Raw genomic sequence first — 15,971 nt, 5'->3', positions numbered from 1 at the left:
AGCCCCACTTAGTCGGCCAGACTCTGAATATAAACAACCACGTCCTTGGCCACCTCGGCATCAGGCAAGGTTTTACCCATCATATACATCTGATAACCGTAGCGATCAGACTCATCACTGCCGCGAATACCTTTGCTAAAGTGATCAAACTGCTGCACCAAATACCAATCATCTACTCCGGCCAAGGCGGGGGCCTGCAGTTTTTCGTTGCCCTCGGCATTAGGACCGTGGCAGGCACCACAAAGATTCGAGTAGTAATCTGCGCCGCGTTTAACATTGCCCTGCAGCGTTGCCGCCGCGGGCTTTGTTTTAAAGCCATCGATATAGGCCACAACGGACTTTACTGCGGCCTCATCAGGCAGGGTTTTAGCAATTGCCTGCATTTGCGCACCAAAGGCATCATCTGGGTGACTACCGCGCACGCCCGAACGGAATCCGAGGAGCTGTCGCTCCAAGTACCAGCTCTGCTGATTATTCAACGATGGCGCGTTGAGTGCTTTATTACCCTCGCCACTGGCGCCATGACAAGCAGAACATGCCGCATACAAATCCTTGCCGGAGGCAGCATCTCCACTTTGAAGCGCCGCCACCGCCGCGCTGGCAGCCTGCTCGCTGCTTGCATTTGGCGCAGGATCATTGCTGCACGCCACGATGGCTAAACTAAGAAGCAAAATCGGTAGTTTCATACTGGATTCCCTTACCCCTGAATACGGCAGATGCCTAAGCCCACCTATATAGGCAGCGCAATGAAGTTGAGATACGCAAAATGCAGGAACAACACATCGCTTGCCAAATACCTAGCAAAAGTAGGTTTGATTTGGCTCAGACTAAGCTATGTTTACACTGTAATCAATACACCAAATAAGGTACGTTCGCGGCAATTAAGCAGCAAATAACACCCTGTTCAGTAGAAATACGCTGGCACTCGTCGCAATAGCGGCACGCACCAAAAATGACTTAGGGGCTTGCGTAGTCACCGACCATGTACGCCAACAGCGACCTTGCTGCGCCCTACATTAGGGCGAGCGTCACTGCCAAAGCTTTACCCAAGTAAGGCAGATTTCCGGATATCCCTGAACTGAGCGGAACGAGTCTCTATTTTTATTTTTCTAATAAGTGCCGACTAGCCGGCCCTTATACCAAAAAAAACGGGCACCATTGTGGCGCCCGTAGTAAGTCACTTTGCATTAGGTTTCGCGATCTTCTTAGGGCTTGTCGGTATACAAAATATACTCGCCAGCGCCGCTATAAGATTTTACCCGCCAACGATAAGTGCCAGAATTACCAGAGTAATTTATCGTTTCATCGGAACGGCTTGTTTCACCGCTTGCGACAACCGACCAACTTTGCACAAAAAATCCGCCGAGCTTTTCAAGGTAGAGATCAAAGTCCGTACCGCTAGGTCCCTGCAAAAAGCCACGGAACTCGCCACCGTTACTGCTAAAACCACTGCTATTCGGTGTATAGGCCTGCGCCCCAGAAGCTAAAGTACCACTGGTTTGCTCGCACTCAGGACAAGGCCCAGAGCCCGGCAGGTCAACTACAACGTTTTGACTTACGCTATGCTGCTGGGCCGCACCGTCATTTACGGTGAGCGTAACGCTATAAGTCCCTGCGGCACCGTAGTTGTGACTAGCACTTACTCCGCTGGCGACAGCACCATCACCAAAACTCCACTGATACTGGGTAATACCGTTATCGTCAGTAGACGCTGTGCCATCAAAACTACACGCCAAGTCACTGCAGCTATACGTGAAGGCCGCATTAGGCGGGAAATCTGTAGGTGTGCCACCGCCGCCCGCAGCAACTTGCAGCAGAAGGTTAGGCGAGCCAGTGCCAAGACCGCTCAGTTTTCCGCTAACGCCATCGCTGATTAAACTCGCAAATACTGACGCCGGGCTTGCAGAGGGGTTTTGCGCCACTAATAAAGCGGCCGCACCCGCGACATGGGGCGCCGCCATCGAGGTACCACTGATCGTATTAGTATCAGAATCGCTTTGATACCAAGACGAGGTAATTGACGAGCCCGGTGCAAAAATATCAACGCAGCTGCCTTTGTTTGAGAACGAAGACCGCGCATCATTTGAACTAGTAGAGCCAACAGTGACGGCTTCAGCGACACGATTTGGCGAACCAGAACAGGCGTCAGTATTGTCATTACCGGCAGCAACTACAAAAGTTACCCCAGCATTGATCGCAGCGCGAACCGCGGTGTCTAGGGCATCGCTATTACCTCCACCCAAACTCATATTGGCGACGGCAGGTTTAATATGGTTACCCGCAACCCAGTCGATACCAGCAATAACACCTGAGTTACTGCCAGAACCATTACAATCAAGCACCCGCACGGGGTGCAAAGTAGCGCCCTTAGCCACACCCCAAGTAGTCCCCCCAGCGGTGCCCGCTACGTGGCTGCCGTGGCCGTTACAATCTTCGGTATTAGCCGGATCAGTACTGCCAAAAAGCACGCCACTGGAGACAAAGTTGCGACCATTACCAACTCGACCGCTAAATTCGCTGTGGCTCTTACGCATCCCCGTGTCAACAATATAAATATGTGCGCCGCTACCATTCCCGCTGTACTGATAGCTGCCATCTAAAGGCAGACTCGGCTGATCTACGCGATCCAAGCCCCAGGTTGCACCATTTTGAGTAGCGGCGATCGCCACAGTGCGATCCTGCTCAACTAATTTCACCAGTGGGTTTTGCGCCAGCAAGGCCGCCGCTTCAGGACTTAACTCAGCAACAAAGCCGCGCAAGGTATATTGAAACGTTGCTAACAAATTGCCGCCAACACTGTCCAGCAGGCTCGAAATTACCTCATCAAGCGGCGCGGTAACCACGCCGGCAACATCGAGTTTATTAAGTAGCACAATGTACTGACCATCAATTAATTCACCCGACGCTAATGAATCAGAAACCGATGTTTCTATAACGCGTGCGTTAGCAGTTACGTCATTTACAACTTGCTGCGCATCTACACCACTACCGCCACCACAAGCCGCTAATGACAGAAGCATAAAGCCGCTAATGACATGCTGCCGATTTAGATTAATACTCATTGGCGAGTTATCCCCTTTTTGATTAATTATTTTTGCCGACTGAGGTCGGGCTCATCGCCAGAGGACTATAACGAAAGGGAGAAGTAATAACAGTGTAACCAAGGCAATTATCATGAGTAATAATGCGAATTGTGACCGAGCTCTAATTCAATAAACAAAACAAAGCCCACTAAAGCGAAATATTTCGCGACACGAGGCACTCGTCAGCACCTATATCACGCGAGATAATAAACTGTGTCGTAGCGCTACCAGCGTGCGTAGTGATCTTCAGCAAAACCCCACTGCTGATGTATTTCGATCACTTCATCTGGCAGCCGAATTGTCCCCTGAAAAACACCAAAATGCTGCGTAAAGTTTGATGCAATCACGAGTGCATTGATTTTTTCTTTACGCTGACCGGCGGGCGTAAAGACTAAATCGACAATCCCGTCTGCAGACTTAACGCGCCACTGACTGTCAGTCTGATAACGCGCAAACTGAAAATCAACCATATCAATCTTGATCAACCGGTCGTCCAGCCATAGGGCATTTTCGGTAAAGCCTGTTTCATTGACTCCCGCGGCCAAATTCAAACCAAGACGCCGACCGTCAGCGAGGCTTGCAGACAGGCTCGCCCAGTTCCAAAAGGTTTCTCCCCGCATATAGCCAGCAGTCCAGTCCACCGAGGCAAGGGCGTTTGTCTCCACCAAATCTACAGCCTTATCCTGCCAAACCACGCGGCCCAGACAGGGCAGTGCCGCGGTCTTTTGGGTATACACCCAGCCCTGGTAACCCGCCCGCGAACACATCGCTAAAGGCGCGCAAGCTGACTCATCAATTTGCGCATCAATCTCAACCCCCGCCGCTAAGGAAACACAGACTCGGCGCTGCATGGCACTGCCATCCGCAATAATAGATACAGTATTCCGGCCCTTTCTAAATAGTGCCTCGCTATTATTGGGGTACCGTCCTATCGATGTATTCACCGCCAAGGGCTGAACAAAACTAAACTCTTCAAATGCGCCATCTGCAGGCCGAAAGAGGTACACAAAAGCATTGCTAACAAGCTTTAGATTAACAATCGCAATACCGACGATCAGCTCCGGACTCACTAAAGCCACAAACTGAAACTGATTAAGTTTAAATTCCTTAGACCACCCACTCAGCTTGCGATCCATAGGGCTGCGCAAGTCGTAATCAAGGTAATTAACTTCACTCACTCCACTTGGGAACAAACCGAATTCAGGCTGACCTGCGCTATTTATCAATGTCGACTTTGCGGACATAGGACTCACTTCTATGAATTATATTTAATTACAGATTACTCAGTGCGAAAAATAAGGCCTTCAATCATGCTGACATAGACGTCCATCGCTTCGCGAAGTGAGCCACTATTTTGCATCCCGTATTGAAATAGCGCGACACCAACACCGCCGCCGAGAAATGCAGTGACCAAATTATCCAACGACGCCGCTGTCTGAATTTCGCCAGTTTTTTTGGCCTCAGCGAAAATCCCTTTCAATACTTCAATGACTTCATTATTTTGGCCAATCAAGGCTTCATTCAATTCTGGATGTCGACGAATTTCAATGGGCACGGCAGCCAGCAAACCCGTTATTGAGCTATCGCGATCATGGGCATCCGCCGAGGCTAACAAAACACCGACGATACGCTCACGCAATGAACCACTATTGGCGATCGCATCTAAATAATAGGGGAGCAACAGCGCCTGGGTGTCCGCCAAGGTCGCCAAATACAAATCAAGTTTCGCAGGAAAGTAGCTGTATAGCGCCGCATGGCTGATGCCAATAGCTCGCCCAACATCTTTAAAAGTGGTTTGCGCATAACCTTTTTCCGCAAAGAGCTGCCGCGCCGCAGGCAGCAAGCGGGCGATGGTGTCTTCTTTATTACTGCCACGGGGTCGGCCCACCGACGTGGCCGGCTTACCTTTAGCGTCGATCGGCATTTTATGAATGACCATAATATTCGCTGGATAAATCAAAGCCACATAATACCCAACAAATTACATCAATGTAACTTCCTTGCCAAAAGGCCCATCTTGTATTAAGTTACATGGAAGTAACTTACTTAGATGTAACTTAACTTCCAATTATTACCAGCATGCTGGTGGAGCGCTCTATGCAACTAGGCATGGCTATATGGCAATACATCTTAATCGGCTTAATCGGGGGCAACGTCCTGTTCATTGGTCTGGGCGGACTTGTACACTGGTGGTACTACGTGCGCAACCGCGATAATAGCCGGCGCTGGAAGATTCAGCCCGAACGCTTTTTAGCGAAACGCCTCGACCGCGAGGCGATGTGGCTGGGTATTTTCAACTACAATCTTGCCACTATTATTATGGCCGTACTGGCTTGGGGCGTATTCGAACACGGCTGGTCTCGCCTTTATTTCGACTTTGCCGAACACGGCTGGGATTACACCGCGCTGAGTCTATTTTTGTGCTGGCTGTTCATTGAAGCCGCCGCCTACTATATGCACGCCGGTGGTCATCTACCGTGGTTCTACAAACGCTTCCACTATGTACACCACCGCTATAGCACCCCTACTTTTTGGACAATTTCGGCAATGCACCCTCTAGAGTGGATTGCCCACGCGTCTTATATCGCACTGCCAGCGTTTATTATTCCCATGCATATTGGCGTGTATATGAGCGTCGTGGCGATGACCTTTATTTTAGGCTACTGGGACCACTGCGGCATAAAACTGCCCCGCATTCCCCTGCACGGCTCCAATCGCTTTCACGACGACCACCACAAATACTTCCATGTAAACTTTGGTTTCACTTGCAGCTTGTTTGACCGTATTCACGACACCATTCGCCGCGAGGGCCACCACTACGACGAACTAACCTTTAATGGCGGCCAAGGCATTGTGCGCAAACCCGAAGTCTTAGGTGAGCGTGCCATGGGTCCTGTACTGAAATATTAACTAAACACAATAATAAGAGAGCACTATGAACGAACATATTTCTTACGCCATGCGCAACGAGCTGGCGACAAATAGTTTTATTTACCTCAACCCGCCGTCAGCGCTAAAAGATTGGAGCTTCCTGGCCATTGAAGTGATACTGCTGATTGGCTTCATATTTACTGTTATGCACGCCATTCGTCACAGCCGAAAAACCGCCAGCCCGGCCGCGCTATACACATTAGCTGCCGCGTTTCTATACGGACTGGTTATGGACATCATCTCGTACTATACCGTCGAGAATTTTTGGCACGGCGAATTCACAGTGATGTTCCTGTACAACCGCCTGCCACTTTATATAGCACTGTTTTACCCAACCTTTATGTACCATGCCTATATGACCATTAGGCGTTACAACTTTAAGCCCGCCGTAGAGGCCATAAGCGTTGGTTTCTTTGCCGGACTCAGCTACCTCATCTTTGATAATTTAGGTCCGCAACTAGGTTGGTGGATCTGGGACCGCAACAACCCAACGACATGGCCCTATGTTAGCAGCGTGCCACTAACCAGCTACCACTGGTTCTTTCTCTTTACCGGTGCCTTCGCGTTTTTAGCACGTAAAATATGCTGGGACTGGCCCCAGCAAGGTAAGTCCACCACCGCGATATACATCGGCATTGCCAGCATTCCGATGGCGACTATTGTCCTAGGGGCAATTTTATTCATCCCCTACAATATTTTTTCGAAAAATATGCCGCCCTGGGATATGGCCCCCTGGACCGCCAATTTTGGGCTAGCCTCCCTAACCCACGCACTGGCATTTTTCGCCGCCGGCTTGGTATTTCTATTTAATTTCCGGCGGCCAGCAGAACCCCGCGACAATCTGCTGATACTCTTCCCCTTGATCTATTTAGCAGGCCACCTCTATATTTACATTGCAAAATTTGACCTGTTCTTCACCCTCACCCCAAACGGCTTAACTCAAGAAGGCTTAGCCATTGGCAATCCGATCGCAGTAGTGGTTGCCATTATCGCGACAACGGCTATCGTGCTCTTAAGCCACCCACTCCCCAATAGCACCCCTATAAACCACAAGGGGTAGCGCACAATTTATTTTTTACAATGTGGGCGTCATTACAGGAAGCTCGCCCACAGCATCGCCTTTTAACCGTAAGCGACACAGACTGAGTTCCGCAGGGCAAATCCTTACCCGATTATCAAAGTCCATCACGATTTACTTGCGGTCCAGAAGTAAAAAGCGCGTAACGCTGTGTACTCTGGCCCCGAGAAAAATAGACCTTTTCAATATGTTCGCTCTTAATAGTAGACTCGCCAATATGCAATAGGCCTCCACCCCCAGAACCCCGAAACGCCCCTCTTATTGAAAATAGTGACCATCATCACACTTAGTGGTGCTTAATAATCTTCATTACGCCAGCTAATTATTGCCCTCAACACAAATTTCGCCCCAAATTGCACCAAACACAAGAAATACGACACCATAAAACAGCTACATTTTTGTGCAATCAAAGAAATCACCATTTTAAGGCGAGGCGTGAATTCAAAAAAATGGCGAAATTATAAAAAATTTGAAAATGCCCAAAAACTCTCCTTCGTTTAAAAAATTGATCCAAAATAAAACTTCCCTAAATTAAGCGATTAATTTCGCCCTCTTAAATCGCAATACCTCTGCTTTATTTGAAAATTATCGCACCAATAAAAAGCATACATCTTTCATAAAAAATACAGAAAAAAATTATTTTTTCCTTCTGGCACACCCATTGCTAAGTGAGTAATGCACCCTTAAGAAGACGGATAGCGTGTTTTAGAACGGCAACAATTTGGAGCGCAAAGGTAATTTTCGAGAGAAATTTATTTCTGCAACCCCTCTGTACCGGCACTACTACTAGACATTTCTGCAAACGCGGGGCGCTTTACTCAAGCACGGTAGTTTTCTATTGATTAGGAGCATCAAGATGGAAGAAGCAAAAAAAAACGGCTTGCGTCTTTTTAAAAGCGCAGCCTTCGTTGCCGCAATTCTTGCGGGCAATATGACTCATGCCGAGATGTTTAACACCGGCAAGGTACTCGCAACAGGCGGTGTCAGCATGATTGACGGCGCCGGTGGTGGCGGTATCACCCCTTGGGCAACTATCACTGGTTACGCAACCCGTGACGGTGTTAACGGAAACCTTCATTACACCTACGCGCCACTAGCAAATTACACCTTGCACTCGGTGGGCGCAGCGGTCGGCTTTTGGGATCGTTTCGAGCTGTCATATACAAAGAGTTCACTCACAACGGGGTCGACTTTTGACACCGTCGGTTTAATTGCCGACACCGCCGGCGGTCCCAGTGGGCAATTAGCAGGCACCCCAATCAATACCGGCATAGAACCTTTTAACACCACAATTGACATGGACATTGTAGGCGCCAAGGTACGCGTTTTTGGTGAAGCCATTTACGATTCAGACAATCTTATTCCACAGATTGCCATCGGTGGCTTCTACAAAAAGAACGAAAATGAAGACCTCTTAAAAACCCTGAAAGCAGCGAAGGCAAAAGATTGGGAAGCCTATATTTCGGCAACCAAAATTTTCTTTCCTATCAATACATTGATCAATATTACCGCGCGCTATACCGCAGCAAACCAAACCGGTCTGGTTGGATTTGGTGGCCCTGGCGGAGACGACAAGGAAATTCGTCCCGAAATCTCTCTAGCTTACTTGCTGCGCAAAGACACGGTTATTGGGGTTGAGTGGGCCAAGCACGGCGACAATCTTGAGGGTGAAAGTGTTGAAATCGGAGGCTTAAATATTACTGAATTGCAGCCTACTCTGGAAACATTGGGTATGAGCAATTTATCTGGCACTTTAACTCAGCATGAAAGTGATTGGTTCGATGCCTTTATCGCCTATTTCCCCAACAAAAACCTGTCGATGACATTTGCCTACGCAATGCTTGGCGACATTACGATCACCCCTGACCAGCACGGCTTTTATCTATCACTTCAGGCTAGTTTCTAAACACGGCATTAGCTAAGTCTACTCGATTTTAGGAGAGCATCATGAAACCGATATTTCGCACTATCGCCATTGCAATTCTCGCCGGCACCGCCGCGCTGCCGAGCTTTGCGCAAACAGGTAAGACACCAACACTACCAGCCTTAGACGACGACGCCCTCGAGCAATGGGGCGGCGAGGAAGGTGTCCGGAACTGGGTAGAGAGCTTGTTTTACTACATCATGCTGGATAATCGGATTAATCATATCTTCCGGGAGTACGGCAATATTGAACGCCAGATATTTTTAAACACCCAGCTAGAGCAATTGGTATTAGGAGGCAATGTTAACTACCAAGGCGCCAGCATGGCAGCGGCGCACGCCGACCTTGGTATTACCGTGACGCAATTTAACGCTGTGGTTGAAGCAGCGTACAACGCCTGCGAAAGAATCAACGTGACCTACGAAGCCTGCAACCAGCTAATCGCTGCGCTGGCGCCGTATGAACGCGTGATTGTAACTCGCTGATCAATACTTGGGAGAACACATGCTCTATCCATTTGCAAAAATGGGCGGCACGGCATCTAATTCAGATGCCGTAGCGCGGCGCCCGCTGAACGCAGAAAACATAATGTACCTTATGTTTTTTCTGCTCATCACCACATTTTACTCAGGAAGTGCAAATTCATTTGAGTTGTACAAAACCTTTCAAACGCCGGATGTTTTTCTTGCAGAAATGTTTGACAACAAGGTTCCCGCACCGGTGGTACTTAATTTAGACGCTAAGGCACAACAAGAAATTAGCACGGTATTCAATCGCCCGTTTCCATCGCAACGTGTTCGCTACTGGAAGGATGCAAATAAAACCGTGTGGGTTTTTGACGATATTGGCAAAGAAGGCTACGTACCCACCACTTCTGGATTTTCTGTCAGCAACGGCGCAATCAAAACTGCGCGCGTACTGATCTACCGCGAATCACGTGGCGAGCAAGTTGCAGAACCGTCTTTCCTAAAGCAACTAGAAGGAGCCAAAGCATCCGGACGCGAGCTAAGCAATAAAGTAGACAATATTACTGGTGCCACCTTGTCGGTACAAATGATGGAACGTATGGCCCGAACTGCCATTACCTTAGATGCATTAAGTCGTAAATAAACGGCCTTCTGGGAGGCTCTATGAACACTCAACACGCCCTTCGCGCAGAAGCGGACCAAGCAAGCTACGATGAAGCACTTGCAACAAGTGTAAAAAAGCTCGACATCAACCCCGTCCTCCCGACGCGCAAAAAGGCAGCGGCTAAGCGCAATACCTCATTGCTATTGCGGCAGTGGCATCAACGCCTTGGTATTTTCGCCTTCATATTTATGGGCTGGCTAGGGTTCAGCGGCATTCTACTCAACCAGAGCGTTAGCATGGGACTCGACGCCATTCGGGTCGGGTCCAGCACGCTCATGTCACTTTATGGATTGCATACTACCATTCCTGAGAGTGGCTATTTTTCGGCTGGCCACTGGCTCGTCACTACAACTGAAAATACCGTATTAGATGATATTGCCCTTGAGCGCCACATTCCCTCGCCACTGGGCTTTGTCGACATCAACAATAACGGTGAAGAACTTCTGGTCGTTGCCACCAACGACAAGCTGACTTTGCTATCACCCGCTGGTGCGCTTATTGAAGAGCTCAGTGGCTATATGCTCCCCGTCGGTCATATTCGGGGGATTGGCAGCCTAGAGCAAGATGGCAAATCATTGTTAGCGCTACAAGGGGAAGGAGTCTACGTCAGTACCGACGGTTTAAGCTGGCAGGAGGTTGAAAATCACGAGGCCATAAGCTGGTCCTCACTTGCTCAACTTGACGAAAATGCAAAAGCCGACGTCGCACCCTACGCCCACCCCACCGTTGCCTTAGAACAAGTCTTAATAGACCTACACAGTGGTCGATTGTTCGGTTCATTTGGCTCCACCCTGATCAACTTCGTCGGCGCTGCCGCCGTCTTACTGTCGATTAGTGGCATTTGGATGACATGGCGAACTAATCGCATGCGTAACGCTCGCCAAAAGAAATAGTCGATGTGGAGGTATATATGAAAATCTATCTATTATTTACGTCATTAGCTGCGCTAATCATGTTTGCAGGTGCCGCCATTTCCTCCGATATGGTGACACCTCAAATCGGCCCGGTAAAAATTAAAAACTATGCATTTGGACCTAATACCGTCACTGCCACTCCCGGCTCAGAAGTTGTTTGGGTGAATAACGACAGCGCCAGTCACAGTATTGTTATAGACGGCCATCAAAGCCCTCGTTTAAGAAATGGCAGTGAGTTTCGCCATACTTTTTCAGCAGCGGGCGAGTACCATTATCAATGTGGCATTCACAAATCGATGAAAGGAACGGTCATAATCGCTAAATATGACACTGCAAGTATGCCGCAAGCTAGCGCCAAAAAGCCTAGACCAGTAATCGAGAACACTACGTCATCTATGTCGCCCACACCCATCCCGTCCACGGCAATTCATCCGAAGGCCGTTCAGAAAAATATCTCAGCCGAGAAAAACACCATATCAATTGTCGACTTTATGCGTTTTTCACCCGCAGTCCTTAGCGTAGCGGCCGGTACTGAAGTGACCTGGAATAACCACGATGGCTCCAATCACATTATTCAAGTTGGTAATGTCCGCAGTCCGCGCCTAAGACACGATGCCAGTTTTAGTTATCGTTTCGATAAGCCCGGAGAATACCCCTACATCTGCGGTATTCATGGCAATAAAATGTCCGGCAAAATTATCGTCGAATAAGTGTGCACTTATTTAACGCCAGAGTTGATCCACTATCTTGGCTAGGGCAAACTTAGGCCCTTCTTTCTACCATACCGCCCTAGCCTATGACCGACATCACCAATTGCGACACCGACGCCTTAACAGCCATCGACACCGAGCAACTATTAAAACCTGTCAGTGATGACACGCCGATTAAAATTTTAATTCTGTACGGCTCCTTGCGTGACCGCGCATTCAGTCGCCTGCTTGCCCAGGAATGCGCACGCCTACTAAATTTTTACGGCGCCGAGGCAAAAATATACAACCCATCGGGCCTCCCCCTGCCCGACGACAGTGGTGATGACCACCCCAAAGTCGTCGAGTTGCGCGAGCTTGCCCAGTGGTGCGACGGTATGGTGTGGTGCTCACCGGAGCGCCACGGCGCCATGACCGGTATTATGAAGGCCCAAATAGACTGGATACCACTGAGTATTGGCGCGGTCCGACCAACCCAAGGCAAAACCTTGGCCGTGATGCAGGTTAACGGCGGCTCGCAATCATTCAACGCCGTGAACCAAATGCGCATTTTAGGACGCTGGATGCGGATGTTTACCATCCCCAATCAATCCTCTGTTGCCAAAGCTTGGCTAGAGTTTGATGACAATGACCGCATGAAACCCTCGGCCTACTACAACCGAGTTGTAGACGTTATTGAAGAGCTGGTTAAATTCACACTGCTACTCAGAACCAAAAAGGACATTTTAGTCGACCGCTATTCAGAGCGCGTGGAATCTGCCGAAGCCCTGCGCCAGCGGCTCAGTGTTCGCGGCTGATGCCATGAGCGATAAACCGCCCGCGCCACTCACAGAGTTTCTCCACCTAGCCCCGCCGGACCAGCGCCTAGATCATGCTCTTGTAGTGGCTGGGACTTTCAAAGTCGACAAATTTAACGAAATGCTCTTTGACTTAACTGGGACCCACCTACCGGATACTATCCGTCGGGCAAGCGGCAAACGGCAAGCCGAGTATTTTGCTGGTCGCTATCTCGCCGCACTGGCGCTGCGCCACTTTGGCGTGGAGCAGTTCGACGTGCTCGCCGACGAAAAGCGCTGCCCAGACTGGCCAAATGGATTCATCGGCAGTATTAGCCACACCGATAACTTTGCTGTTTGCGCGCTTGCACCAACTAGCAAGCTACGCGCAATTGGCATTGACTGCCAGGAGATCCTCACACCAAAAAAAGCCGCAAAACTGTGGCCAAAAATCATCGATGAAAACGAGTACAGTATCATCAGCGCTGCGAACCTAGAGCTTAATTACGGTTTAAGCCTGTGTTTCTCCGCCAAGGAAAGCATCTATAAAGCACTCTATCCTTTTATTCGAAAATTCTTTGGCTTCAGTGCGGCCAAGCTCTGCGCAGTCAATCCAAGGCAGCACTATTTAGAGTTTCAGTTTTCGTCGCAACTGGCCACCCCCATTGGCATCAATCACCCACTGCGGGTTTATTACCAACTCACCGATGGTCGTGTACTCAGCCATATTTCACTCGGCCCAAATCAAATTAACGCTTAGGCAAAGCTCTATCACTAAAATCGCTCACTAGAATCTAACGACGTTTTATCGGCCAGCGTAAAGCGTATGGCCAACAGAACCATCCGTCCGGCGACCTCTCACCCAAACAACCCAAGCGAACTCAACTCTGGGAATTACTGCACAAATTAGAATTCGGGCTATTCTAACTGATTAAAAATACGGGGGAACTATTGTAATTGAGAATAGATTATTGCTTGTAATTGCCATCTTCCATTGTTTTTTATTTTGGGTACTTCACCCAAATTAAAATATGGAAGAAATTGATTTTAAAGGAGTAAATAACACCCGCTCGCCTTGGTTCGTTAGGCGTAATTGACTGACCTTTTGCGCGACCAATATAGCCTATCGTTAGTCTATTACCCAAACAATCACTAGGGATTGAGCGGCCATCCCCCTATATCTCGACGACTAACCCTTCATGAAAATCCGCCGTTTCAATTGAGCCTAGATACCCTTGCGAGTGACATATAATTCGTGTTCCGTGTACGACTTAGTCAGACGTGTTATGCATGTGTCCACGCACCCAAAGGTCAATGCAATGTACCTTCAATATCCCAGACAAATCTGAAACAAAGGCTGGTGTCAGCGAGTCATTACGAAATCGACGGTCAACGGATTGGGGGTTCGAAGCATGATGTGTCACGACGATAGTTTTTCCTCCCACGGCTTGCTATGTTCACGGACAAGCCACCCCTTAGACCTACGGTGCAATTATTCGGCTTGCCCTGCACTAAAAAGTGCCCGCATTTTCCCATATCCTTTGGATATCAGGCGGTGGTCAGCAATGTTCATGGCCAGATTTTTATTCCCATAGAGATCTTAATCAGCCCACAGTAACGTACCAAGAATTCTGACCCTCCCAATAGTTACCTCATCATTCTGCAGGAAGTGAATATTCTCATGACCTTCGCCCCCCGACGAAATTCACACATCCATGATGTCGATATTCGACCTATAATACTCAGTGAATACCCATACGGAACCGATTCAGTTTAGTAAACTTACACTTTGGGATTTAATATCCGCTTACAATTAATGGGCGCTAGGAAGGTGTAGTATTAATCTTGCCCCATCTGTATATTCCTTATCAAGGGATAGGTAGCCCTTCTGCTTACGCGCAAAATCGCCGCATAAACTTAAACCCAAACCATGGCCTGGCTCCCCTTTTGTGCCGCACTGGCTACTTACACATTCACTAAATAGCTCGTCTGCTATGTCTACGGGGACCCCTGTTCCTGTATCCGCTATGGCTAGCTGCACCTCACCCTCAATAGTTTGAGTTTCAATGTGTATGCTGCCTTGCTCTGGAGTGTATTTAATAGCGTTTGCCAATAAGTTTCGGATAATCGTTTTCGTTAAATTCACATCCACCATGGCAACTGAATCTTCATTTGTATCGTGTGTGATATTAATATTTTTCAATTCAAAACCGTCTTTCATCAAATCCAGGGTTTCTACGATCAATGGATTTAAAGACGTAGCTTTTAACTCAACATGAATAGCTCCCAATTGATTACAAGACCACTGTAAAATTTCGTCTAATAATTGATACACTTTTAGTGACGAATCTAATATCCCATCAGCCATTTGAGCCAGCTGTTCTGTTTTTAGGGTCTCTGCTTTTGCATGCAGAATTTTTGATAAACCCAAAATTCCCGTGAAAGGGGAGCGCAAATCATGAGACAGAACCGCAAATATTTGCTGCTGATCTTTTTGCATGCGCTGTAAATGGCGGTTATGGAGTCTCAGCTCTAATTGACTAATCACTTGTTTGGCGAGAGTTTTTAATGCGAGCTGCTGTTTGTTATTTAATTTTTTAGGTTCGGGATCAATGACGCATAAGGTGCCAATCGGCAAACCGTTTGAGCTCACCAGTGGCTCACCTGCATAAAAGCGAATTTTCGGCCCACCGGTCACAAGAGGGTTATCTAAAAAGCGCTCATCATTTAAGGTATCTGGCATTTCAAACAATTGGTCTTGCAATATGGCATGAGAACAAAAGGCAACCTCCCTTGGAGTCTCCCTTGTATCAAGACCTACCCGGGATTTAAACCACTGACGATCTTTATCCACCAGAGAGATAAGGGAGATAGACGTGCCGCAAATGACACTAGCCAAGGTAGTTAGCTCATCAAGCGCTTTTTCGTCTTCAGTATCCAATACTTCGTAACGAAGCAGCTCTTCGAGACGCTCTGTTTCTTGGGGGTGAAGCGCGGCACTTATCATAATGCTTAAATCCGGAGAGCAAGTTAAATTAGTTTAGTCCATAGCTGGGCAGAAATGACAGGCCTCTGAATAGCCCCTGTCACTCTAGACACTCCGCATGGTAAAAATGAGCCATTGAATCAGCGTCGTAAATTTACTCAATGAAGCCCTGCTCTGCAGCCTGCCAATTAGAATAGCAGCGCTTCAGGTGGCCTCGCCAGTGCGAGTCAGGCTATGAATTGCGCGATGGCCGTGACTTAAACTTCTTACCCGATGGATTGGGTATTTGGCGCAGCGCCTAAATTCATATAGATCAAGGTTGCCCCCTAGAAACTCCATTCTAAGGGCATAACAGCGCCATTCTCGTTCTCATTCTCGTTTACCCGCCCAAAGTCGCTTAATTCTCATTTGCGCAGCAATTCCCCAGTTCTGGGGAATTGC

General features: G+C 48.3%; 14 protein-coding genes. 9 read left to right on the top strand and 5 right to left on the bottom strand.

Translation table 11 applies throughout. The annotated features are described in order from the left end of the window. Positions 1 to 8: 8 nt before the first annotated feature. The 4 genes from ABYT30_RS04560 to ABYT30_RS04545 form a co-directional block, all read right to left on the bottom strand. Positions 9 to 686: a cytochrome c gene (locus ABYT30_RS04560; RefSeq protein ID WP_373079088.1), complete on the bottom strand. Its 678-nt coding sequence runs from the start codon at positions 684 to 686 to the stop codon at positions 9 to 11. Positions 687 to 1,205: 519 nt separating this feature from the next. After that, positions 1,206 to 3,062: a S8 family serine peptidase gene (locus ABYT30_RS04555; protein ID WP_373079090.1), complete on the bottom strand. Its 1,857-nt coding sequence runs from the start codon at positions 3,060 to 3,062 to the stop codon at positions 1,206 to 1,208. Between the two features lie 245 nt (positions 3,063 to 3,307). Further along, positions 3,308 to 4,327 carry a DUF2804 domain-containing protein gene (locus ABYT30_RS04550; protein ID WP_373079092.1) on the bottom strand — a complete coding sequence of 340 codons (1,020 nt, stop codon included), beginning with the start codon at positions 4,325 to 4,327 and terminating at the stop codon, positions 3,308 to 3,310. A 35-nt stretch (positions 4,328 to 4,362) separates the two neighbouring features. Further along, positions 4,363 to 5,049, bottom strand: coding sequence for a TetR/AcrR family transcriptional regulator (locus ABYT30_RS04545; RefSeq protein ID WP_373095424.1), 687 nt, complete (start codon positions 5,047 to 5,049; stop codon positions 4,363 to 4,365). A 131-nt stretch (positions 5,050 to 5,180) separates the two neighbouring features. Here ABYT30_RS04545 and ABYT30_RS04540 point away from each other — a divergent pair, with 131 nt between their 5' ends. From ABYT30_RS04540 to ABYT30_RS04500, 9 genes are all read left to right on the top strand, one after another. After that, positions 5,181 to 5,993 (top strand): sterol desaturase family protein, encoded by an 813-nt coding sequence (locus tag ABYT30_RS04540; RefSeq protein ID WP_373079095.1) that lies wholly within the window; start codon positions 5,181 to 5,183, stop codon positions 5,991 to 5,993. 25 nt (positions 5,994 to 6,018) lie between these two features. Continuing rightward, positions 6,019 to 7,074: a hypothetical protein gene (locus ABYT30_RS04535; RefSeq protein WP_373079096.1), complete on the top strand. Its 1,056-nt coding sequence runs from the start codon at positions 6,019 to 6,021 to the stop codon at positions 7,072 to 7,074. A gap of 874 nt (positions 7,075 to 7,948) precedes the next feature. Continuing rightward, positions 7,949 to 8,998: a DUF3034 family protein gene (locus ABYT30_RS04530; protein WP_373079099.1), complete on the top strand. Its 1,050-nt coding sequence runs from the start codon at positions 7,949 to 7,951 to the stop codon at positions 8,996 to 8,998. Between the two features lie 41 nt (positions 8,999 to 9,039). Continuing rightward, positions 9,040 to 9,501, top strand: a complete 462-nt coding sequence (locus ABYT30_RS04525) for a group 1 truncated hemoglobin (protein WP_373079101.1) — start codon at positions 9,040 to 9,042, stop codon at positions 9,499 to 9,501. Positions 9,502 to 9,520: 19 nt separating this feature from the next. Continuing rightward, positions 9,521 to 10,126 carry an FMN-binding protein gene (locus tag ABYT30_RS04520; protein ID WP_373079103.1) on the top strand — a complete coding sequence of 202 codons (606 nt, stop codon included), beginning with the start codon at positions 9,521 to 9,523 and terminating at the stop codon, positions 10,124 to 10,126. Between the two features lie 20 nt (positions 10,127 to 10,146). After that, complete coding sequence (locus ABYT30_RS04515; RefSeq protein WP_373079104.1) at positions 10,147 to 11,040, top strand: PepSY domain-containing protein; 894 nt, start codon at positions 10,147 to 10,149, stop codon at positions 11,038 to 11,040. 17 nt (positions 11,041 to 11,057) lie between these two features. After that, complete coding sequence (locus tag ABYT30_RS04510; protein WP_373095421.1) at positions 11,058 to 11,771, top strand: cupredoxin domain-containing protein; 714 nt, start codon at positions 11,058 to 11,060, stop codon at positions 11,769 to 11,771. Positions 11,772 to 11,857: 86 nt separating this feature from the next. After that, entirely contained in the window at positions 11,858 to 12,565 is a 708-nt protein-coding gene (arsH, locus tag ABYT30_RS04505) for an arsenical resistance protein ArsH (protein WP_373079108.1), read from the top strand. Positions 12,566 to 12,569: 4 nt separating this feature from the next. Beyond that, positions 12,570 to 13,304, top strand: coding sequence for a 4'-phosphopantetheinyl transferase (locus ABYT30_RS04500; RefSeq protein ID WP_373079110.1), 735 nt, complete (start codon positions 12,570 to 12,572; stop codon positions 13,302 to 13,304). 1,053 nt (positions 13,305 to 14,357) lie between these two features. On the opposite strand, the gene ABYT30_RS04495 is transcribed toward ABYT30_RS04500, so the two are convergent. After that, the gene (locus tag ABYT30_RS04495; protein WP_373079113.1) at positions 14,358 to 15,551 is read right to left on the bottom strand and encodes an ATP-binding protein; all 1,194 of its coding nucleotides are present in this window, start codon (positions 15,549 to 15,551) and stop codon (positions 14,358 to 14,360) included. Positions 15,552 to 15,971: the final 420 nt, after the last annotated feature.

The sequence above is a fragment of the Zhongshania sp. genome, from assembly GCF_041623545.1.
Lineage (GTDB): Bacteria > Pseudomonadota > Gammaproteobacteria > Pseudomonadales > Spongiibacteraceae > Spongiibacter.
Note: the sequence above shows the minus strand (reverse complement) of the source record. Positions and strands in the feature narration are given on the sequence as shown.

Coding starts and splice junctions, on each gene's coding strand:
- ABYT30_RS04550 (WP_373079092.1), bottom strand. CDS start 4,327: ATGTCCGCAAAGTCGACATTGATAAATAGCGCAGGTCAGCCTGAATTC.
- ABYT30_RS04535 (WP_373079096.1), top strand. CDS start 6,019: ATGAACGAACATATTTCTTACGCCATGCGCAACGAGCTGGCGACAAAT.
- ABYT30_RS04510 (WP_373095421.1), top strand. CDS start 11,058: ATGAAAATCTATCTATTATTTACGTCATTAGCTGCGCTAATCATGTTT.
- ABYT30_RS04530 (WP_373079099.1), top strand. CDS start 7,949: ATGGAAGAAGCAAAAAAAAACGGCTTGCGTCTTTTTAAAAGCGCAGCC.
- ABYT30_RS04520 (WP_373079103.1), top strand. CDS start 9,521: ATGCTCTATCCATTTGCAAAAATGGGCGGCACGGCATCTAATTCAGAT.
- arsH (WP_373079108.1), top strand. CDS start 11,858: ATGACCGACATCACCAATTGCGACACCGACGCCTTAACAGCCATCGAC.
- ABYT30_RS04540 (WP_373079095.1), top strand. CDS start 5,181: ATGCAACTAGGCATGGCTATATGGCAATACATCTTAATCGGCTTAATC.
- ABYT30_RS04555 (WP_373079090.1), bottom strand. CDS start 3,062: ATGAGTATTAATCTAAATCGGCAGCATGTCATTAGCGGCTTTATGCTT.
- ABYT30_RS04560 (WP_373079088.1), bottom strand. CDS start 686: ATGAAACTACCGATTTTGCTTCTTAGTTTAGCCATCGTGGCGTGCAGC.
- ABYT30_RS04525 (WP_373079101.1), top strand. CDS start 9,040: ATGAAACCGATATTTCGCACTATCGCCATTGCAATTCTCGCCGGCACC.
- ABYT30_RS04495 (WP_373079113.1), bottom strand. CDS start 15,551: ATGATAAGTGCCGCGCTTCACCCCCAAGAAACAGAGCGTCTCGAAGAG.
- ABYT30_RS04500 (WP_373079110.1), top strand. CDS start 12,570: ATGAGCGATAAACCGCCCGCGCCACTCACAGAGTTTCTCCACCTAGCC.
- ABYT30_RS04515 (WP_373079104.1), top strand. CDS start 10,147: ATGAACACTCAACACGCCCTTCGCGCAGAAGCGGACCAAGCAAGCTAC.